Raw genomic sequence first — 24,407 nt, forward strand, 5'->3', positions numbered from 1 at the left:
TCACGAAGCGGGCACGTGGCGTTCGAGGGCGATGACGGGCAGGATCCTCGACGTGTTCGCCTGGTAGTCGGCGTAGCCGGGGGCCGTCCGGGTGACGTGGGCGAAGAGCTCGTCGCGGACCTCGGCTCCGGCGGGGGTCGCGACTGCCTCGTAGTGCTCGGTGCCGATCTCCAGGCTCACCCGGGGGTGGGCCAGGAGATTGTGGTACCAGGCGGGATGGCGGTCGGCGCCGCCCGCCGACGCGACGACGAGGACCGCCGCGCCGTGGCGGACGTAGCCGAGCGGGACGGTGTGCGGGACGCCGGACCTCGCGCCGATCGTGGTGAGCAGCAGCAGGTCGCCGCCCTCGAATGGGCCGCCGACCTTTCCGCCGTTCGCGCGGAATTCGTCGATGATGTGCTGGTTGAAGGACATGCGGAAACCTCCGGAGCACGCGTGGATGAAAGGCATTGACGGCGTGCCGGAACAGCCGCGGCAGGAGGAGCGCGCGGCACGGGACGGGCGCGGCGATCCTGCGGCGGGCGTGGCACGAAGTGCGCGGACCAGCGGGGAGATCCCGCTCAGGGTGAAGGCGGAGAGCGCTCGGGCTCAGGCGGGATAAGCGCTAGCTCGGACGCGAGGACGCGGAGCGGTGGCTCATGGGAATCGCCCTTTCGGGGTGAGGGTGCTCGCTCGGTCTCCGGCCTGCCCCATTCTCTCGGCCGGGTCCGCGCTGCACGCGCCCATTACATTCCCCGCGTCCTTCCGCTGTCAACTCCGCCGACGCGGGCGGCTCTTTCCCGGGCGGCTTTTCCCGGGAACGACCGACGGAAGTCACTTGTGCTTCCGGGCACGGGCGTCATCCTGGAGGTGACAGGCGGGAGAGGGCATGCGGCCTACGGTGATGATCATGGCGCTGGTGATGGCGGGAACGGCGCTGGGGGCCTGCGCGGCCGACGACCCGCCGAAGACCGGCGCGGACCCTACGGCACCCGGTTCTGCGGCCCCGTCCGCGAGCGGCCCCGCGTCGGCGGGCCCGAGCGCGTCCGCGAGCCCCGGCGCGGCGGCGCCGAACCCCGCGATGCTGCCCGGCCGCTACCAGCCGCTGTGGCCGTTCGCCGACGCGCGACAGGTGCGCGAGTGGCAGCGGGGGTATCGGGCGGCGGGGACCGCCGCGTGGAATCTCGACCCCGAGCGGACCGCCCTGCGGTTCACCCGGGAGTACCTCGGCTTCGGCGAGATCGACCGGATCACCAGCCGGAAGGTCTCCGGCGGGGACGCCCACATCGGCGTCGGCTACCGCACCGAGGGCACGCGGACCGCCACGGCCGCGGTACTGCACCTGATCCGGACGGGCGAAGGCGGCGACGCGCCTTGGGAGGTCGTCGGGAGCGACGACACGACGCTTCAGGTGTCGTCGCCCGCCTACGCGGCGCGGGTGGCGTCGCCGATGACGGTCGGCGGACTGATCACGGGCGTGGACGAGAGCGTGCGCGTCACCGTGCGCAGGCTCGGTTCCGCCGACCCCGTCGGCGGGCACTGCTGCGTCTCGGCGGGCGGCGAGGACTCCCCGTGGAGCGCGACGGTGCCGTTCTCCGCCGGGAGCGGCAGGGTGCTCACCGTCGTCGTCTCGACCGGCGGGCACCTCCAGGACGTCGAGCGCTTCGCCCTGACGGGGGTGCTGCCGTAGCCCCGGGGTTTCGTGGCGGTCCGGGCGGGGATCGGGTCCTGAGGGGCGGTGGAGAGGGGAGACCGGGTGTTCGTCTTGGAGGGGGTGGATCCCGCGGTGGGGGGCGCCCGGGGATTCGCCCGAGCGCATCGGGGTCTGGTGGAGCTCCGCGAGGAGCCGCTGTTCCTGACCGCGCGGGGGCGGAGCTCGGCGCGGCGGGTCGGGATCGTTTCGGGGGGCGGGTCGGGGCATGAGCCGTTGCACGCGGGGTTTCTCGGGCGGGGGATGCTGGATGCGGTCGCGCCCGGTCGGGTGTTCGCGTCGCCGCACAACAGGCAGGTGTACGAGGCGAGCCGGGCGGTCGCGCGGGAGGAGGGGGTGCTGCATGTGGTGAAGAACTACACCGGCGACCGGATCAACTTCGGGATCGCGGCCGAACGGCTGCGGCACGACGGGATCGAGGTCCGCCGGGTCCTGGTCGACGACGACCTCGCGACCGACAGCGCCGAGACCGGGACCGGGCGGCGCGGCACCGCCGCCACCGTCGTCGTGGAGAAGCTGCTGGGGGCCGCCGCCGACCAGGGACGCGGGCTGGAGGAGCTGGCCGCCCTCGGGTCGGAGGTCGCGGCGGCGTCGCGGAGCCTCGCGGTCGCCTCGCGCGCGCAGACGTCCCCCCAGACGGGCCGGGAGGCGTTCGAGCTGGGACCGGACGAGCTGGAGTACGGCGTCGGCATCCACGGCGAGCGGGCCGCGCGGACGATCCCGCGGCCTCCCCTCGGCGAACTCCTCGACCGGATGCTCGGCGAACTCCTCGCCGGTCTCCCCGCAGGGCCGGACGAGCTGCTCGTCGTCGTCAACGGGCTCGGCGGCACGACCCGGCTGGAGCTGTACGGGATCTTCGACGCGTTGGCCGGGCGGCTCGGGGCGCGGGTCGCGGGCTCGCTCGTCGGGACCTACGTGCCCGCCCTGGACATGCGCGGGTTCTCCCTCACCCTCACCCGGCTGCGCGACGACTGGCCGGAGCTGTGGGCCGCGCCGTCCGTCACGCCCGCGTTCCCCGGGGAGGCCGTGTGACCGGGTCGGCGGACGTGCTGCGCCGCTTTCGCGCCGCGGTGCACGAGGCGCACCCGCGGCTCACCGAGCTGGACCGGCTCGCGGGCGACGGCGACTTCGGCGACAACCTCCGCACCGGGCTCGACCTCACCGTCGCCCGCCTGGACGACGCGCCGGACGACGGGCGCGACGCCTTCACGGTCGCCGCGGAGGTGTTCCTCGACGAGGTGGGCGGGACGAGCGGGCCGCTCTTCGGGCTCCTGTTCCAGGAGCTGGGCCGCGCGGGCTGGGCCGAAGGCTCCGCCGAGGGGCTCGCCGCGATCCAGCGGGTCGGCGAGGCCCGGGTGGGCGACCGCACGATGATCGACGCGCTGGCCCCCGCCGCCGAGTCCCTGCGCGACGGCGGCTCCCCCGTCGACGCCGCCCTGGCCGCCGTCGCCGGCGCGCACGCCACGGCGGCGCTCCGCGCCCGCATGGGCCGGGCCAGCTATGTCGGCGACCGCGCGCAGGGCAGTCCCGACCCGGGGGCCGTCGGCGTCGCGCTCCTCTTCTGGGCCCGTGCCGCCGCCGATGCCCCCTCCCCCGCGCTTCCCGACCTCCGCCGGGTCCTCTCGGCGGACGCACCCACCGTGAGGGAGAGTCCGATGTCCGCGACCGAGGCCGCGGTGAGCACCGCGTCCGTCCGCACCGACCGTCCCGGCCGCTACGGCAAGCAACTCGTCTCGCACCTCACCCGGCGGGCGACCGGCGAGTGGTCGGAGGAGGCGGGAACGGGCTGGCTCGACTTCGGCGGCGCGGGCCGCGCCGAGCTGACCAGCGGTGACGGCGCCCTCGAACTCCGCATCACCGCGGCTCCGGACGACCTGGACCGCTACGAGGACGTCGTCGGCCGCCACCTCGTCCGCTTCGGCGCCCGCTCCGAACTCGTCGTCGCGTGGGTCCGCGCCGACGGGACCCCGGGGACGGTCCAGCGGAACGACGCACCCGACGAGCCGCCGCGCACCGGCTGACGCCCGGGCCCCGGGTATGCCGCCTGCCGCCGAAAGGCGAGCGGGCGACGCGACCCGAAAAGAAATCCGGGAGAACCGTGAACCGAACCGAGGCGCGCGGGGTCGAAGCAATACGTATGACCAAGGGCTCGGGGAAGACGCTGAGGAGCACGACATGGGCATGTTCAAGCAGATGAAGCAGATGGTCGGCATGGTCAACGCGGCACCGGCGATGATCGACCAGGCCCGGCAGCTCCAGCAGCAGGCGCAGGCCGCCCAGGCGGCACAGGCGGCACAGTACGGGCAAGGCGGGCAGTACGGGCAGGCCGCGCAGTACGGGGCGGCGTTCGGGGGCGTGGTCCCGCAGCCGTCGATCGCCGACGGCGACCCGCGCCTCGCCCCCATCGAGGGCCTGTCCCTCCAGGACTACGCGCGGATCTCCAAGATCGCGGCGACGCACGGCTTCGACCTCGCCCGGCTGGCCGACTACGTGGCCTCCCTCGGCTACGACCCGCAGCTCTACACCCGCGCCACCGAAGGGTGGAACGCCAGGTTCAAGGGCGACATGGCGCTGGCCACCCACTACGGCCGCCTCTACCAGGAAGCCCAGGTCTGACATGGGATTCTTCAAGTCGCTCCGCCAGATCCAGAAGCAGTCCGCGGAGATGCAGCGCGGCTGGGACCCCGCCGCGCAGATGCGCGCCGGCATGGCCCAGATGCAGGCCGCCACCGGCATGCTCGCCCAGCAGAACGCGACCGCCCACCTCATGCACACCGGCGTGCCCGCCACCGGCATGATCACCGCGGTCCACGACACCGGCACCCGCCTGAACGGGCAGCCCATGGTCTCCCTGGAGCTCCTGGTCACCGCGCTGTCCCGGCCGCCCTACCCCGTCACCGTCCAGTCCGTGGTCCCCCTGACGGGCCTGGCCCGCCTCAACCCGGGCCAGGAACTCCCCATCCGCGTCGACCCGGTGCAGCCCCAGACCGTCGCGGTCCTCTGGGGCTAGCGCCCACCCGGCGGATCCGAGGCGCTCTACCGCCTCGGATCCGCCTTCGCGCGTCCCGGGGGCGGCCCCGGGCGACGGCCCCTATGCTCGGAGGCATGGCCGTTCTGCGGATGGATCACGTCGGTGTCATCGTCAGCGACCTGGACGCGGCCGCCGCGTTCTTCGCCGAACTCGGGCTCGAGGTCGAGGGGCGCGCGCCCGTCGAGGGCGCCTGGGTCGACCGGATCTGCGGACTCGACGGGGTGCGGGTCGACATCGTGATGATGCGGACGCCGGACGGGCACGGCAAACTCGAACTGACCCGCTTCCGGACCCCGGCGGCCGTCGGCCCGGAGCACGCGCCGCCGAACGCGCTGGGCCTGCGCCAGGTCATGTTCGCCGTCGACGACATCGACGACACGGTCACCCGCCTGCGCGCGCACGGCGGCGAACTCGTCGGCGAGATCGTGCGGTTCCAGGACGCGTTCCGGCTCTGCTACCTGCGCGGCCCGGACGGCATCATCATCGCCCTCGCCGAACCCCTCTCCTGAGCACCGGCGGTCACCTCCGGAGGCCTCAGAGGAGGCGGTCGAGGGTGATCGGGAGGTCGCGGACGCGGCGGCCCGTGGCGTGGTGGACGGCGTTGGCGATGGCGGCGGCGATGCCGACGAGGCCGATCTCGCCTATGCCCTTGGTGCCGGTGGCCGTCGCGCGGTCGGGACCGCCGACGAAGAGGACCTCCATGTCGGGGACGTCGGCGTTGACGGGGATCAGGTAGTCGCCGAAGGTGGCGTTGGCGATCCGGCCCGTGCCGGCGTCGGTGAGGGTCTCCTCGAACATGGCCTGGCCGATGCCCATGACGGTGCCGCCGGTGATCTGGCTCGTCGCGGTCTTCGCGTTGAGGATCCTGCCCCCGTCGATCGCCGAGACGACCCGTGCGACGCGCAGCACCCCGAGCACGGGATCCACCCGCACCTCGACGAACTTCGCGCCGAACGCGCCCGCGAACGCCATCCCGAGCTCGTCGGGGCGCGGCGGGACGCTCCTGCCGTCCGCGCCCAGCTCCTCAAGGCCGTGCCGGGAGAGGATCGCCCCGAACGTCTCGGACTTCGCGGGGTCGTCGACCCGGTGCAGGCCGCCGTCGCCGACGGCTATGTCGCCTATTCCGGATCCGTTCAAAGGCGATTCCGGGTCCTCGCGAACGAGGTCGACGAACTCCTGGATCAGCCGCAGGCACGCGGAGTGGACCGCGTTGCCCAGCGCCCCGGTGAGGCCCGAGCCCCCGGCCTGCGGGGCGTAAGGCATGTCGGAGTCTCCGAGGTCGAACTTGACCCGGGCGGTGTCCAGGCCGAGCAGATCGGCGGCGAGCTGCGTCATCACCGTGTAGGTGCCGGTCCCGATGTCGGTCGCGGCGCTGCGGACCGACGCCGACCCGTCCTTGAGCACCGAGGCGCGCGCCTGGCACGGCACCTGGTAGCCCGGGTACGTCACCCCGGCCAGGCCGTAGCCGACGAGCCAGTGCCCGTCGCGCATCGAACCCGGCTCCGGGGTGCGGGCCGACCAGCCGAAACGCTCGGCTCCTCCCTGGTAGCACTCACGCAGCGCGTTGCTCGACCACGGCAGGCCCGTCTGCGGGTCGGCCTCGGCGAAGTTGCGCAGGCGCAGCTCCAGCGGGTCCATGCCGAGCCGGTAGGCGAGCTCGTCCATGGCCGATTCGAGCGCGAAGTTGCCCTGGCCCTCGCCCGGGGCCCGCATCGACCCGGGGCACGGGATGTTCAGCCGGACCTGCCGGTCGCGCGTGCGCGCGTTCGGGCAGGCGTAGGAGGCCACCGAAGAGCGGGACAGCGGCTCGTAGTCGTCGTCCTCCATCGCGACCGTGGACAGGCCCTCGTGCTCGATCGCGACGAGCCGCCCGTCGCGCGTCGCGCCGATCCGGACGCGCTGGACGCTGTCGGGGCGATGCCCCACGGCGGTGAACATCTCCGGCCGCGACAGCGCGAGCTTCACCGGAAGGCCCACCTCGCGCGCGGCCAGCACCGCGAGCACGACATGCGGCCAGACCCGCAGTCCCGCGCCGAACCCCCCGCCGACGAACGGGGCCAGCACCCGGACGCCGCTCTCGGGCACGTCGAAGATCTTCGCGAGGGTCGTCCGGACGCCCCGCGGCCACTGCGTCGAGTCGTGGACGGTGAGCGCGTCACCCGTCCAGAACGCGACGGTGGCGAACAGGCCGAGCGGATTGTTCGTGTTGTCCGGTGTGGTGTAGCGGCCTTCGACCACCGTGTCGGCGCCTTCGAAGGCCGCCTCGACGTCGCCGCGGTCGAAGTCCTTGCCCCACGGGTCGTCGAGGTACTCGGCGCGGGGATCGTCCGGGTCGAGCACGGCTTCGGCGTCGCCGTAGAAGACCCGGACGAGCGACGCGGCGTGCCCGGCCTCCTCGGCGGTCGCCGCCACGACCAGCGCGACGGGCTGTCCGTAGTGCAGGATCCGGTCCTCCTGCAGGACGAGCGGCGGGCTGTCGCCGAGCAGCGTCATCGGGCCGCGTGCGAGGCGGGGCGCGTTCGTGTGCGTCAGGACGGTGAGGACGCCCGACGCGGCGGCCGCCTCGGCGGTGTCGATCCGGGTGATCCGGCCCGCCGCGACCGTCGCCCGGACCATCGCGGCGTGGACCATGCCCGGATAGTCGACATCTCCTGGATAGTGGGCCCGGCCCGTCACCTTGAGCGGGGCGTCCACCCTGTCGAGGGGCGCGCCGACGCGCCGATCGGTCGTCGTCATGCGAGGTCTCCCGCCGCGGTCTCCAGCGCGCGCACCAGCGTGTGCTTGGCCAGCTCCACTTTGAACGCCGTCCCCGGAAGCGGCCTCGCGCCCTCCAGGGCGGCCTCGGCCGCCGCGTGGAAGGCCTCTCCCCCGGCGCGCATGCCGACGAGGACGTCCTCGGCGTTCCACGCCCGCCACGGGACGGTCCCGACGCCGCCGAGCGCCACCCGGGCCCGGGTGATCACGCCGCCGTCCAGATCCAGCGCCACGCCCGCCGACGTCAGCGCGAACTCGTAGGAGGCGCGGTCGCGGACCTTCAGGTAGTGCGAGCGCGTGTTCTCCGGCAACAGCGGAACCTCCACCGCGATGATCAGCTCGCCGCGGCGCAGGACGTTCTCGACGTTCGGCGTGTCGCCGGGCGGCAGGTAGAACTCGGTGAGCGGCACGCTGCGCGGCCCCGTGACACCCTGGACGTGCACGATCGCGTCCATCGCGGTGAGCGGCACCGCCACGTCCGAGGCGTGCGGCGCGATGCAGTGCGGGCTGGTGCCGAGGATCGCGTGCATGCGGTGCGCGCCCTCGATCGCCGCGCAGCCGGAACCGGGATCGCGCTTGTTGCAGGCCGACACGGCCGGGTCGCGGAAGTAGCGGCAGCGCGCCCGCTGGAGCAGGTTCCCGCCGATCGTCGCCATGTTGCGCAACTGCACCGAAGCGCCCGCCAGCAGCGCCTCGCGCACGAACGGCAGCCGCTCGGCGACCACAGGATGCGCCGCCGTCTCCTCCATCGTGGCCAGCGCGCCGATCCTGACCGACCGGCCCGTCGCGGAGATCCCGCCGAGCGGCAGGCGCGTGATGTCGACCAGGCGGGCCGGGCCGAGCACGCCGTCCTTCATCAGGTCGAGCTGGGTGGTGCCGCCCGCGAGGAACGAAGCGTGCGGATCCACGCTGACGTCGGCGACGGCCTGCGCGGCATCGGAGGCCCTGACGTACTCGAACGGGCGCATCGCGCTCACCCCCTCGCTGCGGCGTCGCCGATCGCGGCCCTGATGTTCGCATAGGCCCCGCAGCGGCACAGGTTGCCGCTCATGAACTCGGCGATCTCCGCCTCGCTTCCCGTCCTGCCCTCGGTGAGGAGCGCGACCGCCGACATGATCTGGCCCGGCGTGCAGTACCCGCACTGGAACGCGTCGCAGCGCGCGAACGCCTCCTGGACGGGGTGCAGGTCCCCGTTGCGGGACAGCCCCTCGACGGTCGTCACCTCGCGGCCCTCGCACTGGGCGGCCAGCATCAGGCACGACACGACCCGGCGGCCGTCCACGAGCACCGTGCAGGCCCCGCAGGCGCCCTGGTCGCAGCCCTTCTTCGCGCCGGTCAGCCCCAGATGGTCGCGCAGCGCGTCGAGCAGGGTGACGCGGGCGTCCAGCCGCAGCTTGTGCGGCGCGCCGTTGACGGTCAGGGCCACCTCGACCTGCGGAGCCTCGACGGCCTTCCCGCCGACCGGACTCAGCGCGCTCCGTGCTCTGTCCATGGCGCGTCCTCTCCCGCTGGGCTGATCACCTCGTACTCGGCATCCCTAACTGGCCTACCCGAGGGCGGCAAAAGGCGGGGAGATCAGCCGACAAGAAAGCCCATGCGGGACGCCGAAGGCCCGCTATCGCGACGGGAGGGCGGCGACCGTCCGGTCCGACCCCCGCCGGGCGGGCGGCCCGGCGGGGGTCGGGCCTCAGGCGCTCCGGGGGGCTCTGCGCCGGGCGCCGATGAGGCGCTGAAGGGCGATGAAGGCGAAGAGCAGGACGCCGATGGCGATGCGGGTCCACCAGGAGCTCAGGGTGCCCTCGAAGCTGAGGATGGTCTTGATCACGCCGAGGACCAGGACGCCCAGGACCGTGCCGATGGCGTAGCCGGAGCCGCCGGTGAGGATGGTGCCGCCGATGACGACGGCGGCGATGGCGTCGAGTTCCATGCCGATGGCGTGGGTGGGGTCGCCCGAGAGGGTGTAGAGGGCGAAGAGGACGCCGCCCAGGGCGGAGGTGAAGCCGCTGATGGCGTACACCTGGATCTTCGTGCGCCCGGCCGGGAGGCCCATGAGGGTCGCGGACTGCTCGCTGCCTCCCACCGCGTAGACGTTGCGGCCGGTCCGCGTCCACTGGAGGACGTACACGGCGACGGCCACCGCGATCAGGGCGACGACCGCGCCCCAGGAAAGGCGGTTGTCCCCGGGAAGCGGGAGCGAGTTCAGGGCCACCGCGTCGAAGAAGGCGTCGTCGATGGAGATCTGGTTCTCGCTGAGGGTGAGGCAGATGCCTCGGGCGAGGAACATGCCGGCGAGGGTGGCGATGAACGGCTGCACCTGGAACGCGTGGATGACGTAGCCCATGCCCGCGCCGAACAGGGTGCCGAGGACCAGGACGGCGAGGATGACCAGGGGCGCGGGCAGGCCGAGTCTCGCGGTGCCGATCGCGCACAGCATCCCCGAGAGGGCGACGACGGAGCCGACGGACAGGTCGATGCCGCCGGTGAGGATGACGAAGGTCATGCCGAGGGCGACGACGATGAGGAAGGAGTTGTCGATGAAGAGGTCGAGGAAGACCTGGGGGGTGCCGAAGTTGTCGTAGCGGACGGCGCCGATGGCGAAGGCCAGGACGAACAGCCCGAGCGTCACGAGGACGGGGACGTGGCGGCGGCGCAGCGGGAGCGAGGCCGGGCGGCGGAGGACGGAGGCGGTCATGCGGCGACCTCCTGCTTGGGGGTGGACGGGGCGGAAGGCGTCCGCCTCCCGCGGGCGAACCTGGCGCGGAACGCCGGGGACTGGAGCAGGCACACGAGCGTGACGACGGCCGCGGAGAACACGAGCGTCGTGCGCGGCGGAATGCCCGCGGTGTAGATGGTGGTGTCGAGCGTCTGGATGATGAGGGCGCCGAGGACCGTCCCGGCGAGGGTGAACCGGCCGCCGGTGAGGGCGGTGCCGCCGAGCACGACGGCGAGGATCGCGTCGAGTTCGATCCAGAGGCCCGCGTTGTTGCCGTCGGCCGACAGCGTGTTGGAGCTGATCATCAGCCCGGCGACGCCCGCGCACAGCCCGCAGAACATGTAGGCGAGCACGATGAGACCCTGCGCGCGGATGCCGGTGAGCCGGGACGCCTCGGCATTGCCGCCGACCGCCTCGATGAGCAGCCCGAGCGCGGTGCGCCGGGTCAGCACTGCGGTGAGGGCGAACGCGACGGCGACCAGGATGATCGCGAACGGCAGTCCGAGCCAGTAGCCGCCGCCGATGAGCTTGTAGCCCTGGTCGTTGATGGTGATGATCTGCCCGCCGGTGATGAGCTGGGCGACGCCGCGCCCGGCGACCATGAGGATGAGCGTGGCGATGATGGGCTGGATGCCGAGCCGCGTCACCAGCAGGCCGTTCCACAGGCCGAGCAGCAGCGACGCGCCGACCGCGACGCCGATCGCCACGGGCAGGCCGTGCCCCTGGGCGATGAGGTCGCAGGCGAGGGCGCCGGAGATCGCGACGGTCGCGCCGACGGACAGGTCGATCCCGCCCGTCGCGATGACCATCGTCATGCCGAGCGCGACGAGGATCAGCGGCGCCCCGAAAAGCAGGATGTCGATGACGCTGCCGTACAGGTGGCCCTGCCGGATGTGGACGGACAGGAAGCCCGGCGTGAAGGCGACGTTGGCGAGCAGCATGACGACCAGCACCGTCACGGGCCAGAAGAGTGCGTGCCCGGACAGGCGCTTGGCCAGGGTGAGTGCGGGGTTCATGAGTCCGCGGCTCCGTTCGCGATGGTCCGCAGGATCCGTTCGGGGGTGAGGGTGCCGTCGTTGTCGAGTTCGGCGACGAGCCGGCGGTCGCGCAGCACCTCGACCTTGTGGGAGATCCGCAGGACCTCCTCCAGTTCGGCGGAGATGAAGACGACGCCCATGCCGTCGGCGGCGAGGGACACGACGAGTTTCTGGATCTCGGTCTTGGCGCCGATGTCGATGCCGCGGGTGGGCTCGTCGAGGATCAGCAGCCGGGGCCGGGTGATGAGCCAGCGGGCGAGGAGCACCTTCTGCTGGTTGCCGCCGGAGAGGTTGCGCACGAGGGCGTCGGGGTTCGCGGGCCGGATGCGCAGCGCCTTGATGTACTCGCCCACGAGTTCGTCGCGTCTGCGCTGGCCGAGCGGCCGGGTCCAGCCGCGCGCGGCCTGGAGGGCGAGGACGATGTTCTCCTCGACGGTCAGGTCCATGACGAGGCCGTCGCCCTTGCGGTCCTCGGGGCAGAACGCCACGCCGCGGTCGATCGCCGACCGGGGGCCGCGGAGCGTCACGGGCTCGGTGCTGGCGAGGATCCTCCCGGAGTCGGCCGGGTCTGCGCCGAAGACGAGTCTGGCGAGTTCCGAGCGGCCCGAGCCGAGCAGTCCGGCGAGGCCGACGACCTCGCCCGCGCGCAGGTCGAGGTGGACCGGGGCGATCGCGCCGGACCTGCCCACGCCGTCCAGCCGGAACAGCAGCTCGCCTTCCGAGGCGGGCGGGGAGGCCTCTTCGAGCTCCTCCAGCGCGGCGAGTTCCTGCCCCGTCATCTTCGCGACGAGGTCGAACCTGTCGAGCTCGCCGATGGGGTACTCCCCCACGAGCCTGCCGCCGCGCAGCACCGTGACGCGATCGCACACCTCGTAGATCTGCTCCAGGAAGTGCGAGACGAACAGGATCGCCACCCCGTCGTCGCGCAGCCGCCGCATGACGGCGAACAGCCGGGCCACCTCGCCCCGGTCGAGGCTGGAAGTCGGCTCGTCGAGGATGAGCACCTTCGCCCGCAGGTCGACCGCGCGCACGATCGCGACGAGCTGCTGGACGGCCAGCGAGTGCGCGCCGAGCTGGGAGGTGACGTCGAGTTCGAGGTCCAGCCGGGCCAGCAGCCCGGCCGCCTCTCGGTTGATCCGCGCCCAGTCGATCCTGCCGAACCTGCGCGGTTCGCGGCCGATGAAGATGTTCTCGGCCACCGACAGGTTCGGGCAGAGGTTCACCTCCTGGTACACGGTGCTGATGCCCAGTTTCTGGGCCTGGAGCGGGTCACGGACGCGCGCGGGCGTCCCGTCGATGACGACGGTGCCCGCGTCGGCCTCGTAGACGCCGGTCAGCACCTTGATCAGGGTGGACTTGCCGGCGCCGTTCTCCCCCATCAGCGCGTGGACCTCCCCGGGCAGCAGCCGGAAGGCGACGTCTTCGAGGGCCTGGACCCCGGGAAATCCCTTGGAGACGCCCTTCATCTCCAAGACGGGAGCGGCTGCCATGGCCGTCCTCCTCGCTTCTCGTCTCGTGCGCCCGCCCGGGGGCCGCGCGCTCGCGGCCCCCGGGCGGACTGACCCGTCAGTACTTGCGGTTGGGGAGGGCCTCCTTGGCGGCGGCCTGGTCGAAGACCGTCTCGACGGTGATGATCCGCTTCTCGACGGTCTCACCGGCCTTGACCTTCTTGGCGACGTCCATCAGCTGGTCGCCGAGCAGCGGGGAGCACTCGACGATGAAGTTGAACTTGCCGTCGGCCAGGGCCTGCATGCCGTCCTTGACCGCGTCGATCGTGACGATCTTGATGTCCTCGCCGGGCTTGAGGCCGGCCTCCTCGATGGCCTGCATGGCGCCGAGGCCCATGTCGTCGTTGTGCGCGAAGAGCACGTCGACGTCCTTGTTCGCCTTGAGCAGGGCCTGCATGACCTCCTTGCCCTTCGCCCGGGTGAAGTCGCCGGACTGCGAGGCGATCACCTTGAGGTTCGGGTTCGCCCCGATCGTCTCCTCGAAGCCCTTCTTGCGGTCGATCGCCGGAGCGGAGCCGACCGTGCCTTCGAGCTGGACGATGTTGACGGGCTCCTTGGCGTCGGCGTACTCGTCGACGAGCCACTGGCCGGCCTTCTTGCCCTCCTCGACGAAGTCCGAGCCGAGGAACGTCACGTACAGGGACGGGTCGGAGTCGACGGCGCGGTCGGTGAGGACGACGGGGATGTTCGCCGCCTTGGCCTCCTTGAGGACGGCGTCCCAGCCGGTCACGACGACCGGGGAGAAGCCGATGACGTCGACCTTCTGCTTGATGAAGGACCGGATCGCCGCGATCTGGTTCTCCTGCTTCTGCTGGGCGTCGGAGAACTTCAGCTCGACGCCGGCGGTCTTGGCGGACTCCTGGATGGACAGCGTGTTCGCCGTCCGCCAGCCGGACTCCGCGCCGACCTGGGAGAAGCCGAGGACGAGCGCGTCGGATCCGGACCCTGAGTCGTCGGAGCCGCCGCACGCGGTCAGCGAGGTGAGCGCCAGCGAGGCGCCCGCGACCGCGAGGATGAGCCGCTTGAACATGGGATGTTCCTTCTTTCGGGGGGATGACCGGCGGTGCCGGTCCGGGGTGGGGGAGCCCGTCAGAACCCCTGGGCCAGGCGGTAGTAGGCCTGGTTCCAGCGGATCTCGCGGGCGAAACTGCGCAGCCGCGTCTCGGCGTCGATGGTCAGCAGCTCGACTCCGACGATCTCGGCGAGGTCGGCCAGCTCTTCGGCGCCGAGCGCGGCGGTGTAGACGGTGTGGTGCGGCGCCCCGGCGGTGATCCATGCCTCGGCCGAGGTCGTGAGGTCCGGCAGCGGCTTCCACACCGCGCGGGCGACGGGCAGGCGCGGCAGGGGCGCCGGCGGCGGCACGACCTCGATCTCGTTGGCCACGAGCCGGAACCTGTCGCCCATGTCGGCGAGGCCGACGACGTGGGCGGGGCCCGGCGCGGCGTCGAAGACGAGCCGCACCGGATCCTCCCGGCCCCCGATGCCGAGAGGATGGATCTCCAGGGAGGGCCGCCCGGCCGCGATCGTCGGGCAGACCTCCAGCATGTGGGCGCCCAGGATGACCTGCGCGTCCGGGACGAGGTCGTAGGTGTAGTCCTCCATGAAGGAGGTGCCTCCGGGGAGCCCCTCGGCGGCGGTCTTGAGGGTGCGCAGGAGGGTCGCGGTCTTCCAGTCGCCTTCCCCGCCGAACCCGTAGCCGTCGGCCATGAGCCGCTGGACGGCGAGGCCGGGGAGCTGGCGGAGGCCGCCGAGGTCCTCGAAGTTGGTGGTGAAGGCGCCGAAGCCGCCTTCGGTGAGGAAGGCCCGCAGGCCGAGTTCGATCCGCGCGCCGTAGCGCAGCGACGCGTGGCGCTCGCCGCCCGTCCGGAGTTCGGGGACGACGTCGTAGGCGTCCTCGTACTCGGCGGTGAGGGCGTCGATGTCGGCGTCGGCGATCCGGTCGACCGCCTCGACGAGGTCGTTGACGCCGTAGGTGTTGACCGAGACCCCGAACCGGCGCTGGGCCTCGACCTTGTCCCCCTCGGTGACGGCGACGTCCCGCATGTTGTCGCCGAACCGGGCGAGCTTGAGGGTGCGCAGCTCGGCCGCGCCCATCGCGGCCCGCGCCCAGGCGGCGACGCGGACGGTCACCGACGGGTCGGACACGTGCCCGGCGACGGTCTTGCGGGCCACGCCGAGCCTGGTCTGCACGAACCCGAACTCCCGGTCGCCGTGCGCGGCCTGGTTGAGGTTCATGAAGTCCATGTCGATCGTCGCCCACGGCAGCGCGACGTTCGCCTGCGTGTGCAGGTGCAGGAGCGGTTTGGCCAGGGCGTCGAGTCCGGCGATCCACATCTTCGCGGGCGAGAACGTGTGCATCCAGGCGATGAGGCCCGCGCAGGAGTCGTCGGCGTTGGCCTCCAGGCACACGCGGCGGATCGCCGCGGCGTCGGTGAGCACCGGCAGCCACCTGACGCGCACGGGCAGGCCCTCGGCCAGCCGGTCGGCGATCTCACGGGACTGCTCGGCGACCTGCCGGAGCGTGTCCTCGCCGTAGAGCCCCTGGCTTCCGGTCAGGAACCACACTTCACGCATCGGGAACTCCTTCGTGGGTGCGCGGGCCGTGCTCACCGGGCCCGGTACACGGGCGCTTCGAGAGCCCTGCTCGAACCGGGCCGGTCACTGGCCGTACGCGTTCTGGTAGCGGTCGTAGAGGGAGTCGATGTCGGCCTGGGCGAGCGGCAGCGGCGCGCCGAGCTGACGGGCGACGTGGACGGTGCGGGCGACGTCCTCGCACATCACCGCGGCCTTCACCGCGGCGCGGGCCGAGCCGCCGATGGTGAACACGCCGTGGTTGCGCATCAGGACGGCCGGGCTGCGGCTGCCTTCGAGGGTCTCGACGACGCCCTTGCCGATGTCCTGCCCGCCGATGAGCGCGAACGGGCCGACGGGGATCTCCCCGCCGAACTCGTCGGCCATCGCGGTGAGCACGCACGGGACCGCCTCGCCCCGGGCGGCCCAGGCCGTCGCGTACGTCGAGTGGGTGTGCACCACTCCCCCGACGTCGGGGCGGTGGCGGTAGACGTAGGCGTGCGCGAACACGTCGCTGGACGGTTTCAGGCCGGACCCGACGGGGTGTCCGTCCAGGTCGCAGAGCACCATCGACTCCGGGGTGAGCCGGTCGTAGTCGACGCCGCTCGGCTTGATGAGGAAATGGCCGTCGCCGGCGCGGGCCGAGACGTTCCCGGCCGTCCAGACGACGAGCTCGGAATCCACCAGCGTGCGGTGGAGTTTCACCAGTTCCGTGCGCAGCGGGGCGTGAACTGTCGCGTTCAAGGGTGACCTCGAAGTGTTAGCGTTAACATTTCAGGGGTGGGAAAGGCGGCGAGAAGAGTGGCGCGGGAATGGCGCTAGGAGCGGGCGCCCGTGCTCTCGCGGACGACGAGTTCCGGCTCGACGACCCCCCGGTGCCTGGGCGTCTCGCCCTCGGGAGCGCCGATGCGGTCGATCATCATCGCGAGTGCGCGGCTGCCCACCTCGCCGAAGTTCTGGCGGACCGTCGTGAGGGGCGGGGAGAAGTAGGGGGATTCGGGAACGTCGTCGAAGCCGACGACGCTCACCTCCTCCGGGACCCGCCGGCCCGCCTCGCGCAGCGCGCGCAGCAGGCCGAGGGCCATCGAGTCGTTGGCGGCGAAGACCGCGGTGAGGTCGGGGACGCCGGCGATCTGGCGGCCCAGGCGGTAGCCGGAGTGCGCGGACCAGTCGCCGAACAGGGGCGCGGGGACGGGGCGGCCCTCGGCCTCCAGGGTCGCGCGCCACCCGACGAGGCGGGCGTGCGCATCGACCCAGTCGGACGGGCCTGCCAGGTGCCAGACCGTCTCGTGGCCGAGGCTCAGCAGGTGCCGGGTCGCGCGGGCGGCGCCGGCGTACTGGTCGACCGAGACGAGCGGGCAGGGCAGCTCGTCGGCCGCGCCGACCACGACGATCGGCAGCTCCGGAGGCAGATCGCGCAGCCCCTCGGCGGCCGACTCGTGCGGCGCGACGATGATGATGCCGTCGACGTTCTGCCCGCGGAGCCTGTCGACGCCCTCGCCGATGGTGCGGCGGTTGAGCGCGCTCAGGCTGACGATGCTGATGAGGTAGTCGTGCTCGCGGGCCGCGCGCTCGATCCCGTAGAGGGTCGAGGCGGGGCCGTAGAGCGTGGTGTCGAAGCTGACGACGCCCAGCATCCCCGAGCGTCCGGTCGCGAGGACGCGGGCCGCGGCGTTGGGGCGGTAGTCGAGCTCCTGCACGGCGGCGAGGACGCGGGCCCGGGTCGCGGGCCGCACCTTCTCCGGCGAGTTGAGGACGCGGGAGACGGTCATGGCCGAGACGCCGGCGCGTTCGGCGACGTCCTCCATCACCACGGGACGGCGGCCGCCGAAGCGCTTGCCCTCTTCCATCTCGCCTCCCTGCATCCGATGTGGCGCGTGTCACGAATGTTTGCGATAACTGGGAGCCGTGTCAATACCTGGATTCTGGCCGGTTTCTGCAGCGCGTCCATTGACGCGTTTCCGTGATATCGCTAACAATCTTGGCCGAACCCCGGTGGCGGTGCTGGCCGAAGGAGCCTTGTGGTGAATGAACGGGTCGTGATCGGCGTCGACTACGGGACGCTGTCCGGACGCGCGGTGGTGGTGGGGGTCGACGACGGCGCGGAGCTGGGCGGAGCCACCGTGGACTACCCACACGGGGTCGTCGAGCGGCGGCTGCCGTCGGGCGCTGCGCTCGGGGACTCGTGGGCGCTGCAGATGCCGGAGGACTGGCTCCTGGTGCTGCGCGAGGCGGTCCCCGCCGCGCTCGCCGACGCCGGGGTGCGGCCGGATCAGGTCATCGGCATCGGCACGGACTTCACCGCGTGCACCGTCCTGCCCGCGCTCGCCGACGGAACGCCGCTCTGCGACCTCGACGTCCTGCGCGACCGCCCGCACGCGCACCCGAAGCTGTGGAAGCACCACGCCGCCCAGGGTCAGGCCGACAGGATCAACGCGCTCGCGGCCGAGCGCGGCGAGCCCTGGCTGGCCCGCTACGGCGGGAAGCTCTCCTCGGAGTGGCAGTTCGCGAAGGCGCTCCAGGTCTTCGAGGAGGATCCCGAGGTCTTCGCCCGCGCCGACCGCTGGATCGAGGCCGCCGACTGGATCGTCTGGCGGCTCACCGGGCACGAGACCCGCAACCTGTGCGCGGCCGGGTACAAGGGCGTCTACCAGGACGGCTACCCCTCGCCGGACTACCTGGACGCCCTGTCCCCCGGCTTCTCCGCGCTGCTCGCCAAGCTCGACCACCCGCTCGGACGGGCCGGCGAGCGGGCCGGCGCGCTGAGCGCCGAGGGCGCCGCGCTGACCGGGCTGCCGGAGGGCATCGCGGTCGCGATCGGCAACGTGGACGCGCATGTCACCGCAGCGGCGGCGCGGGCCGTCGACCCCGGGCAGATGCTCATGGTGATGGGCACCAGCACGTGCCATGTCATGAACTCCGCGGCGCTCGGCGAGGTGCCGGGCATGTGCGGGGTCGTGCGGGACGGGATCGTGCCGGGCCTCTGGGGCTATGAGGCCGGCCAGTCGGGGGTCGGCGACATCTTCGCCTGGTACCTGAGCTGCGGCCTGCCGCCCGAGTACGTCGCCGAGGCGCGCGAGCGCGGGCTGTCCGGGCACGAGCTGCTCACCGAGAAGGCCGCGGCGCAGGCCGTCGGCGCGCACGGGCTCGTCGCGCTCGACTGGCACGGCGGCAACCGCTCGGTGCTCGTCGACCACGACCTGTCCGGGGTGCTCGTCGGCGCGACGCTCGCCACCCGCCCCGAGGACGTCTACCGCGCGCTCCTTGAGGCGACCGCCTTCGGCACCCGGACCATCATCGACGCGTTCGAGACCGCAGGGGTCCCGGTGACGGAGCTCGTCGTGGCCGGCGGCCTACTGCGCAGCCCGTTCCTCATGCAGCTCTACGCCGACGTCACCCGCCGCGACCTGTCGACGCTCGACTCCGCACAGGGGCCCGCGCTCGGCTCGGCGATCCACGCCGCGGTCGCCGCGGGAGCCCACCCGGACCTGCGCGCCGCCTCGAGCGCGATGGGCAAGATCCGGCGGAAGGCCTACGTGCCCGACCCGGCGCGCGCCGACGCCTACGACTCCCTCTACGCCCTCTACACCGAGCTGCACGACCATTTCGGCAGGCGCGGCGGGCTCCTGCACCGGCTCCGCGCGATCCGCGAAGGAGCGCGCTGAACGGGAATATTCCGCGGAGTGCGCCGTGCTGCATCCGTCGTGACTGATGTCTCGCCGATCACACCGGCCGGGCCGGACGACCCCGCGTGGGCGATGACCGAGCTGTTCCGGCTGTCCCTGGACGGTGGCGCCTCGCTCGCGCGGCCCGGATCGCGGTGGGCGCTGGTGCTGGCCGGGACCGTCGCGGTGGAGACCGCCGAGGGGTGCGAGCTGCTCGGGGCCGGGGACGCGGTCCTCGTCGACGGGCGGACCGCGCACCGGCTCGTCGCGGCCGAGAGGTCCGACCTCGTCGTGTCGGACCTGCGGCTGGCGGTGCCGGTGCGGCGGATGCCGAGTCCGCTGGTCGTCCGGGACTTCGGCGTCCGGCACGGCGGGGTCTCCGCGCTCGTCGGCATCTGCCAGTCCTCGCTGCCCGCGCCGGGCTCGCTGTTCACCACGAGCTACGGCAACCTCATCGGGGCGGCGATGACCGCGTCCTGGCAGGAGGACGCCGACGGCGGTGAGGCGCCGGATCCGGTGATCGGGGCCGTCGTCGCCGCGGTGTCCGCGCGGCCGGGCGAGGCCTGGAGCGTGGCGCGGATGGCGCGGGTGGCGCATCTGTCGCGGTCGGCGCTCGGCGAGCGGTTCCGGCGGGCGACCGGGAGCAGCCCGGCCGAGGTGCTGCGGGAGGTGCGGATGCGGGAGGCCCGCCGACTGCTCGGCGGGTCCTCCCGTCCGGTGGAGCACGTGGCGTTCGCCGTCGGCTACGGGTCGGCCGCGGCCTTCAGCCGGGCCTTCTCCGCCCGCCACGGGCTCGCGCCGCAGGCCTGGCGGGACGCCTCACCCGCGCGGGACGCGCAGGGCGGCGAACAGCATTCCGGCCGCGGCGGCGAAGGCGGTGCCGAACCAGAGCGCGGCGGCGACGCCGCGAGAGTCCAGGAGCACGCCTCCTGACGCCGAGCCCAGCGTGATCGCGACCTGGAACGCGGTGACCTGGAGCGCCAGGGCCGACTCGACGCGCTCGGGCTCGACCCGCGTCACCCACAGCTGGGTCGCGACCGGCACCGCGTTGAAGGCGACGCCCCACAGCACGATCCCCACCGCGAGCTGCGGCAGCGCGGTCGCCGTCACGGTGAGCACGAGGCTCACGCCCAGGAGCAGCGGCGCCGCGGTGACGACGGCGCGCAGCCGCCCGGCGAACCGGCCCGCCGCGAGGTTGCCGACCAGGCCGCCGACGCCCCAGGCCAGCAGCAGCCAGCTCGTGCTCCCCGCGTCGACCTTCTCGACGGCGAGGCGGATGTAGGGGTAGGCGGCGAAGTTGCCGACCACGACGAGCACGACGCCGAGCACGCCCGCGATCATCAGCGGGTTGGCGACCGCCCGGCGCAGCATGGCGAACCCGGCGGACGGGTGCGCGGGCACGGAAGGCAGGGTGAGCGCGACCGCGACCGCGCTCGCCGCGCTCAGGACGGCGGCCCCGACGAACACGGTGCGCCAGCCGACGGCGTCCCCGACCAGCGAGGCGAGGGGCACCCCCGCGATCGTGGCGATCGTGACGCCGAGGGCGATGGACGTCGAGACGAGGCTGTCGCGTCCCGGCACCGTGTGGACGCCCGCGCCGAACGCGAACGACCAGTATCCGGCGATCGCGACGCCGAGCACGAGCCGTCCGAGCAGCAGCACCGCGAAACCCGGCGCGACGGCCACCGCGAGGTTCGCGACGACAGCCGCGACGAGCAGCCCGATCAGCACGGTCCGCCGGTCGGTGCGCGGCAGCAGCACCGCGATGCTCGGCGCGGTCACCGCCCCCGCGATGGCGGTCGCCGCGACCGCCAGCCCCGCGACCCCCTCGCTCACCCCGACGTCGGCGGCGAGCGCGGGCAGCACGCTCGCAGGCAGGAACTCGCTCGCCACGAGCGCCCCGATCCCCGCCGCGAGCGCGACGATGGGCGGCCACGCGGTACGGCGTGCGGACGACGAGGAGGACTGGGCGGCGCGCGATGGGGAGTTCGTAGTCATACGTAGAGCTTCAACCCTCACGGGGTCCTCCGGTTGATCCTCCGACGCCCGCACTTGATCGAATGACCGGTGCCGCGAACACGTCCCGACCGAGCGGCCGCGCCCGCGCCCGGGGACCCGCGGGACGTCAGCGGGCGTTCGCCGGGGCCGTATTCCCGCAGCGGAGCGCGAACGACAGCTGGTGCCGCCCTAGCCGTCATCCCTTGGGGAATCGGCCAAGAGCGGGGCGGGCCCGGAGGGGCCGTGCGGCCTTGCGCGGCAAGGCTCGGCGGTTCCGAAGCGGGTCAGGGGTGGCGAAGGATCCGGATGCGGTCGGGGTCCTGCGCGTCGCCGTCCTCGGCCTCGTACTCCACCTCGTGGGAGAGACCGCGGGAGACGCAGTGGGCGTGCAGGGAGGCGAAGAGGGGATGGGCTTCGGCGAAGGAGAGGGCGGCGGCCCCGGAGAACAGGGTGAGCGGGGTGGACGAGCCCAGTGCCTCGTAGGCGTAGACCTCGATGCGGTCGGCGTCGTGGTGGACCTCCCAGCCGTGCAGGCGGACGCGGACCTTCAGGTCGAGGCCCAGCCAGGCGCCGAGGACCTCGGCCACCGCCTCGCCGTCCGCGGTGCCCATGCTCCCGGTGAAATCGACGCTCCCGGTCGAATCGACGCTCATGTGCGGATCGTACGGGGCGGCCTCAGGTGCGGGCGGAGCTGGGCGCGCCGCTGGGCGGGAAGCCCGGCCGACCTGGCACCGCCGGCTCCGCCGCCGCCTGACGTTCCGGCCGCGTCCTGCCGTCCGTGCCGGGGAGCGCGGGCGGCAGGGCGCGGCCGGGTTCAGCGGCGGAACGGGATCGTCGTGGACAGCAGGAGCAGGCCGGGGACGAGGAGGGCCAGCCCGTGGAGCGACGCGCCGGGGCCGAACATGAACAGCAGGCCCATGAGGGCGAGCAGGCCGCCGAGCACCGCCGCGAAGATCCGGCCGAAGGCCTCGCCCAGCGAGCGGCCGGACTCCAGGGCGGCGAGATCGCCCTGGTAGGGGGCCACGGGCATGACCTGCGGCGCGGGCCCGGGCAGGACGCGCACCCCGTGGACGTGGTCGCTCTTCTCCAGATCGGTGACGAAGTCGCGGATCGGGCCGTCGGACCAGTCCGCGAGGAACAGTGACTGCCTCTCTCCACTCTCGAAGGAGATCATGATCTGATGTGCCATAGAAGAACACTTCCCGTGACGCCATGGAATCCACGGAGAAATCACAGTCCGGACCCGGCCGGACCCGCGAGGTTTGCGTCCTGACCTTCACCCGCCGGTTCTCACCCGCCGCCGCTGAACCGGTCCCGCACGGCGGCGAGGACATCGTCGAGGAACGGAACGGACAGGTCGGGCGGCTCGGCGGGGACGATACGGACGTCGCCCGCGAGCAGCGCCGACATGGCGGTGCGGACCTCGGTGAGGTGGCTGTTCCCCCAGGGGTCGGCGACCAGCCGGTACCAGGCCGCTTCACGCTCGGGCGGGGGGCTTTCCGTGCTACAGCCGTAGACGAAGAACATCGCCTCGCCGCTGCGCTCGGCCCCGAGGTCGAAGCGCAGCGCGGGAAAGGCCCGGGGCGTCCAGTCCGGCGCGTACCAGGACAGGGCGCGGCCCGCGTGGAGATGGACGGTGAAGCCGTCGTTCCGGTGTCCGGGAAGGGGCCCGCGTTCCGTCACCTCCGCGACGGCGGGGCTCCTGCGCGCCGCCGCGTGGGCGGCCTGCAGCACCGCCCCGCACGGCATCGTCCGGTACCGCGCCTCGCACAGGTCGGCCGCGGCGTAGAACCGCCCGGCGAGGTCGGGCGCCGCCGCCGCGACATCCTCGGCCCCCCGGTCCACGTGCCGCAGCGCCGAGGGCAGGAACAGCCCATTGCCGTACTGAAAGAAGACCACCATGCCTGGAAGCTAGGGCCTCCTCCAGGCCCGTTCCGCGTCACCGAACGCAGTTCCCGACAGAACAGGACCGGTGTCCCGATGCCGTCCCGGCTTCGTCGTCGCCGGGCCGATGCCCCGGACGGCCGCCGGGCGCGGCGGCGTCGGCGGCCGGGCCGTGACCGGCATGATGAGCCGATGAGGACACAGATCGTGGCGGGGCTCGGGCGGCCGGTGCCGAACATGCTGCTGGGACTCGGACGCGTGCAGGACCTCGACGACGGGTCGGTCCGCGCGCTGGTGCGGGCCGCGCTCGACGCGGGCATCGACTACTTCGACCACGCCGACATCTACGGGACCGAGACGCACGGGTGCGAGCGGCGGTTCGCCGAGGCGGTGCGGCTCACCCCGGCGCAGCGGGAGCGGATCGTGCTGCAGTCCAAGTGCGGGATCGTGCGGTCGGGCCCGTACTACGACTTCTCTTACGAGCACATCGTGGCGTCCGTCGAAGGGTCGCTGCGCGCGCTGCGGACCGACTACCTCGACGTCCTGCTGCTGCACCGGCCCGACGCGCTCGCCGAACCGGATGAGATCGCGCAAGCCTTCGACCACCTGGAGTCGAGCGGCCAGGTCAGGGTCTTCGGCGTCTCCAACCACACGCCGGGGCAGATCGAGCTGCTGCGCCGCTCGGTGCGCCAGCCGATCGCGGTCAACCAGCTCAGGTTCTCGCTGCACTACGCCTCGCTCGTCTCCCAGGGGCTGTCCAGCACCATGCCCGACCTGGCGCAGAGCGCGGTCGTCGACGGCGGCGTCCTCGACTACTGCCGCCTCAACGGCGTCACCGTCCAGGCGTGGTCGCCGCTGCGCACCCCCACTGGCGTGCTCCTCGACTCCCCCGACCATCCGGCCCTGGGCGCCGAACTCCGCCGCGTCGCCGCGGCCCACGGCGTGACGCCCATGGCCGTGGCCCTCGCCTGGATCACCCGCCATCCCGCCCGCATCCAGCCCATCCTCGGCACCCGAAGCCCCGACCGCGTCTCCGCCGCCGCCCAGGCCTCCGGCCTGCCCCTCACCCGCCCCGAGTGGTACGCCCTCTTCCGCGCCGCGGGCCACCACCTCCCCTGAGGGCAGCCGTATCCGCGCCTCGCCCCCTCGGGCCGAGGCGCGGACGCGGCCGGAAGATCAGACCATGGCGTTCTCACGCCAGGCGTGCGCGCCGGCGTGGGCGGCGGCGCGGGTCTTCGCCCACTGCTCCTTGGCCAGTTCGGTGGGCGGGCGGTCCATCTGGCGGACGCGCTGGCGGGTCGCGGTGAAGATGTGCGCGCCGGCCAGGGCCGCCCCGCCCATGCAGATCAGGGCCCCGGCGGCGATGAGCGCCGCGCCGGTGATGAGCGGCGCCTTCTGGAACGTGGGCACGGGCGTCTGCGCGCGGGTGTGTGCGTAGGAAGACATGGAGGTCCTTCGACGTCGGTTGGAGCCTTTGGCGTGGTCCGTGGACGCCCGGCGCCCGCCCGCGAAACCGCAGGTCGAGCCCCGTGGCACGGTCGTGATCTTCCTGCCCA

25 protein-coding genes are annotated in these 24,407 nt (G+C 72.9%); 9 read left to right on the top strand and 16 right to left on the bottom strand.

The window, feature by feature from the left end; genetic code table 11:
• Positions 1-414 (bottom strand): nitroreductase family deazaflavin-dependent oxidoreductase, encoded by a 414-nt coding sequence (locus ACYVOM_RS22605; RefSeq protein WP_460305454.1) that lies wholly within the window; start codon positions 412-414, stop codon positions 1-3.
• A gap of 454 nt (positions 415-868) precedes the next feature.
• On the opposite strand from ACYVOM_RS22605, the gene ACYVOM_RS22610 reads away from it, so the two are divergent.
• The 6 genes from ACYVOM_RS22610 (at position 869) to ACYVOM_RS22635 (ending at position 5,230) form a co-directional block, all read left to right on the top strand.
• The gene (locus ACYVOM_RS22610) at positions 869-1,669 is read left to right on the top strand and encodes a hypothetical protein (protein ID WP_460305455.1); all 801 of its coding nucleotides are present in this window, start codon (positions 869-871) and stop codon (positions 1,667-1,669) included.
• A gap of 96 nt (positions 1,670-1,765) precedes the next feature.
• The gene (locus ACYVOM_RS22615; RefSeq protein WP_460305486.1) at positions 1,766-2,722 is read left to right on the top strand and encodes a dihydroxyacetone kinase subunit DhaK; all 957 of its coding nucleotides are present in this window, start codon (positions 1,766-1,768) and stop codon (positions 2,720-2,722) included.
• On the top strand, positions 2,719-3,711 hold the full coding sequence (locus ACYVOM_RS22620) for a DUF2218 domain-containing protein (RefSeq protein WP_460305456.1): 993 nt from the start codon (positions 2,719-2,721) through the stop codon (positions 3,709-3,711). The genes ACYVOM_RS22615 and ACYVOM_RS22620 overlap by 4 nt, the downstream gene beginning before the upstream one ends.
• Before the next feature lie 154 nt (positions 3,712-3,865).
• Positions 3,866-4,306, top strand: a complete 441-nt coding sequence (locus tag ACYVOM_RS22625) for a hypothetical protein (RefSeq protein ID WP_460305457.1) — start codon at positions 3,866-3,868, stop codon at positions 4,304-4,306.
• A gap of 1 nt (position 4,307) precedes the next feature.
• Positions 4,308-4,700, top strand: a complete 393-nt coding sequence (locus ACYVOM_RS22630) for a hypothetical protein (RefSeq protein WP_460305458.1) — start codon at positions 4,308-4,310, stop codon at positions 4,698-4,700.
• A 110-nt stretch (positions 4,701-4,810) separates the two neighbouring features.
• Positions 4,811-5,230: a VOC family protein gene (locus ACYVOM_RS22635; protein ID WP_460305487.1), complete on the top strand. Its 420-nt coding sequence runs from the start codon at positions 4,811-4,813 to the stop codon at positions 5,228-5,230.
• Between the two features lie 25 nt (positions 5,231-5,255).
• On the opposite strand, the gene ACYVOM_RS22640 is transcribed toward ACYVOM_RS22635, so the two are convergent.
• The 10 genes from ACYVOM_RS22640 to ACYVOM_RS22685 all read right to left on the bottom strand — a co-directional run bounded on the left by ACYVOM_RS22640 (position 5,256) and on the right by ACYVOM_RS22685 (position 17,154).
• Positions 5,256-7,457, bottom strand: a complete 2,202-nt coding sequence (locus ACYVOM_RS22640; RefSeq protein ID WP_460305459.1) for a xanthine dehydrogenase family protein molybdopterin-binding subunit — start codon at positions 7,455-7,457, stop codon at positions 5,256-5,258.
• Positions 7,454-8,443, bottom strand: a complete 990-nt coding sequence (locus ACYVOM_RS22645) for an FAD binding domain-containing protein (protein ID WP_460305460.1) — start codon at positions 8,441-8,443, stop codon at positions 7,454-7,456. Before ACYVOM_RS22645 ends, ACYVOM_RS22640 begins: the two co-directional genes overlap by 4 nt.
• Before the next feature lie 5 nt (positions 8,444-8,448).
• Positions 8,449-8,967 carry a (2Fe-2S)-binding protein gene (locus tag ACYVOM_RS22650; protein WP_460305461.1) on the bottom strand — a complete coding sequence of 173 codons (519 nt, stop codon included), beginning with the start codon at positions 8,965-8,967 and terminating at the stop codon, positions 8,449-8,451.
• 195 nt (positions 8,968-9,162) lie between these two features.
• Entirely contained in the window at positions 9,163-10,167 is a 1,005-nt protein-coding gene (gene yjfF / locus ACYVOM_RS22655; RefSeq protein ID WP_460305462.1) for a galactofuranose ABC transporter, permease protein YjfF, read from the bottom strand.
• Positions 10,164-11,204 (bottom strand): ABC transporter permease, encoded by a 1,041-nt coding sequence (locus ACYVOM_RS22660; RefSeq protein WP_460305463.1) that lies wholly within the window; start codon positions 11,202-11,204, stop codon positions 10,164-10,166. Before ACYVOM_RS22660 ends, yjfF begins: the two co-directional genes overlap by 4 nt.
• Positions 11,201-12,715 (bottom strand): sugar ABC transporter ATP-binding protein, encoded by a 1,515-nt coding sequence (locus tag ACYVOM_RS22665; protein WP_460305464.1) that lies wholly within the window; start codon positions 12,713-12,715, stop codon positions 11,201-11,203. The genes ACYVOM_RS22660 and ACYVOM_RS22665 overlap by 4 nt, the downstream gene beginning before the upstream one ends.
• A gap of 76 nt (positions 12,716-12,791) precedes the next feature.
• The gene (locus ACYVOM_RS22670; RefSeq protein WP_460305465.1) at positions 12,792-13,763 is read right to left on the bottom strand and encodes an ABC transporter substrate-binding protein; all 972 of its coding nucleotides are present in this window, start codon (positions 13,761-13,763) and stop codon (positions 12,792-12,794) included.
• A 59-nt stretch (positions 13,764-13,822) separates the two neighbouring features.
• Positions 13,823-15,307, bottom strand: coding sequence for an L-arabinose isomerase (gene araA / locus ACYVOM_RS22675; protein WP_460305466.1), 1,485 nt, complete (start codon positions 15,305-15,307; stop codon positions 13,823-13,825).
• Between the two features lie 84 nt (positions 15,308-15,391).
• A complete protein-coding gene (locus tag ACYVOM_RS22680; RefSeq protein ID WP_460305488.1) occupies positions 15,392-16,024 on the bottom strand; it encodes an L-ribulose-5-phosphate 4-epimerase in 633 nt (210 codons plus the stop codon).
• Positions 16,025-16,122: 98 nt separating this feature from the next.
• A complete protein-coding gene (locus ACYVOM_RS22685) occupies positions 16,123-17,154 on the bottom strand; it encodes a LacI family DNA-binding transcriptional regulator (RefSeq protein ID WP_460305467.1) in 1,032 nt (343 codons plus the stop codon).
• A 189-nt stretch (positions 17,155-17,343) separates the two neighbouring features.
• Between ACYVOM_RS22685 and araB the strand changes: the two genes are divergently transcribed.
• Together araB and ACYVOM_RS22695 are read left to right on the top strand one after the other, a co-directional pair.
• Entirely contained in the window at positions 17,344-18,969 is a 1,626-nt protein-coding gene (gene araB / locus ACYVOM_RS22690; RefSeq protein ID WP_460305489.1) for a ribulokinase, read from the top strand.
• Between the two features lie 39 nt (positions 18,970-19,008).
• Entirely contained in the window at positions 19,009-19,902 is an 894-nt protein-coding gene (locus ACYVOM_RS22695; RefSeq protein WP_460305468.1) for a helix-turn-helix domain-containing protein, read from the top strand.
• On the opposite strand, the gene ACYVOM_RS22700 is transcribed toward ACYVOM_RS22695, so the two are convergent.
• From ACYVOM_RS22700 to ACYVOM_RS22715, 4 genes are all read right to left on the bottom strand, one after another.
• Positions 19,789-20,967: an MFS transporter gene (locus ACYVOM_RS22700; RefSeq protein WP_460305469.1), complete on the bottom strand. Its 1,179-nt coding sequence runs from the start codon at positions 20,965-20,967 to the stop codon at positions 19,789-19,791. The two genes, ACYVOM_RS22695 and ACYVOM_RS22700, sit on opposite strands and share 114 nt — an antisense overlap.
• Positions 20,968-21,251: 284 nt before the next feature.
• Positions 21,252-21,620: a hypothetical protein gene (locus ACYVOM_RS22705; RefSeq protein WP_460305470.1), complete on the bottom strand. Its 369-nt coding sequence runs from the start codon at positions 21,618-21,620 to the stop codon at positions 21,252-21,254.
• 161 nt (positions 21,621-21,781) lie between these two features.
• A complete protein-coding gene (locus ACYVOM_RS22710; RefSeq protein ID WP_460305471.1) occupies positions 21,782-22,156 on the bottom strand; it encodes a hypothetical protein in 375 nt (124 codons plus the stop codon).
• 101 nt (positions 22,157-22,257) lie between these two features.
• Positions 22,258-22,869: a hypothetical protein gene (locus ACYVOM_RS22715; protein ID WP_460305472.1), complete on the bottom strand. Its 612-nt coding sequence runs from the start codon at positions 22,867-22,869 to the stop codon at positions 22,258-22,260.
• Between the two features lie 174 nt (positions 22,870-23,043).
• Here ACYVOM_RS22715 and ACYVOM_RS22720 point away from each other — a divergent pair, with 174 nt between their 5' ends.
• Entirely contained in the window at positions 23,044-23,970 is a 927-nt protein-coding gene (locus tag ACYVOM_RS22720; RefSeq protein ID WP_460305473.1) for an aldo/keto reductase, read from the top strand.
• Between the two features lie 57 nt (positions 23,971-24,027).
• Here ACYVOM_RS22720 and ACYVOM_RS22725 read toward each other — a convergent pair whose 3' ends face one another.
• On the bottom strand, positions 24,028-24,297 hold the full coding sequence (locus ACYVOM_RS22725; RefSeq protein WP_460305474.1) for a hypothetical protein: 270 nt from the start codon (positions 24,295-24,297) through the stop codon (positions 24,028-24,030).
• Positions 24,298-24,407: the final 110 nt, after the last annotated feature.

The organism is Actinocorallia aurea (assembly GCF_054783995.1).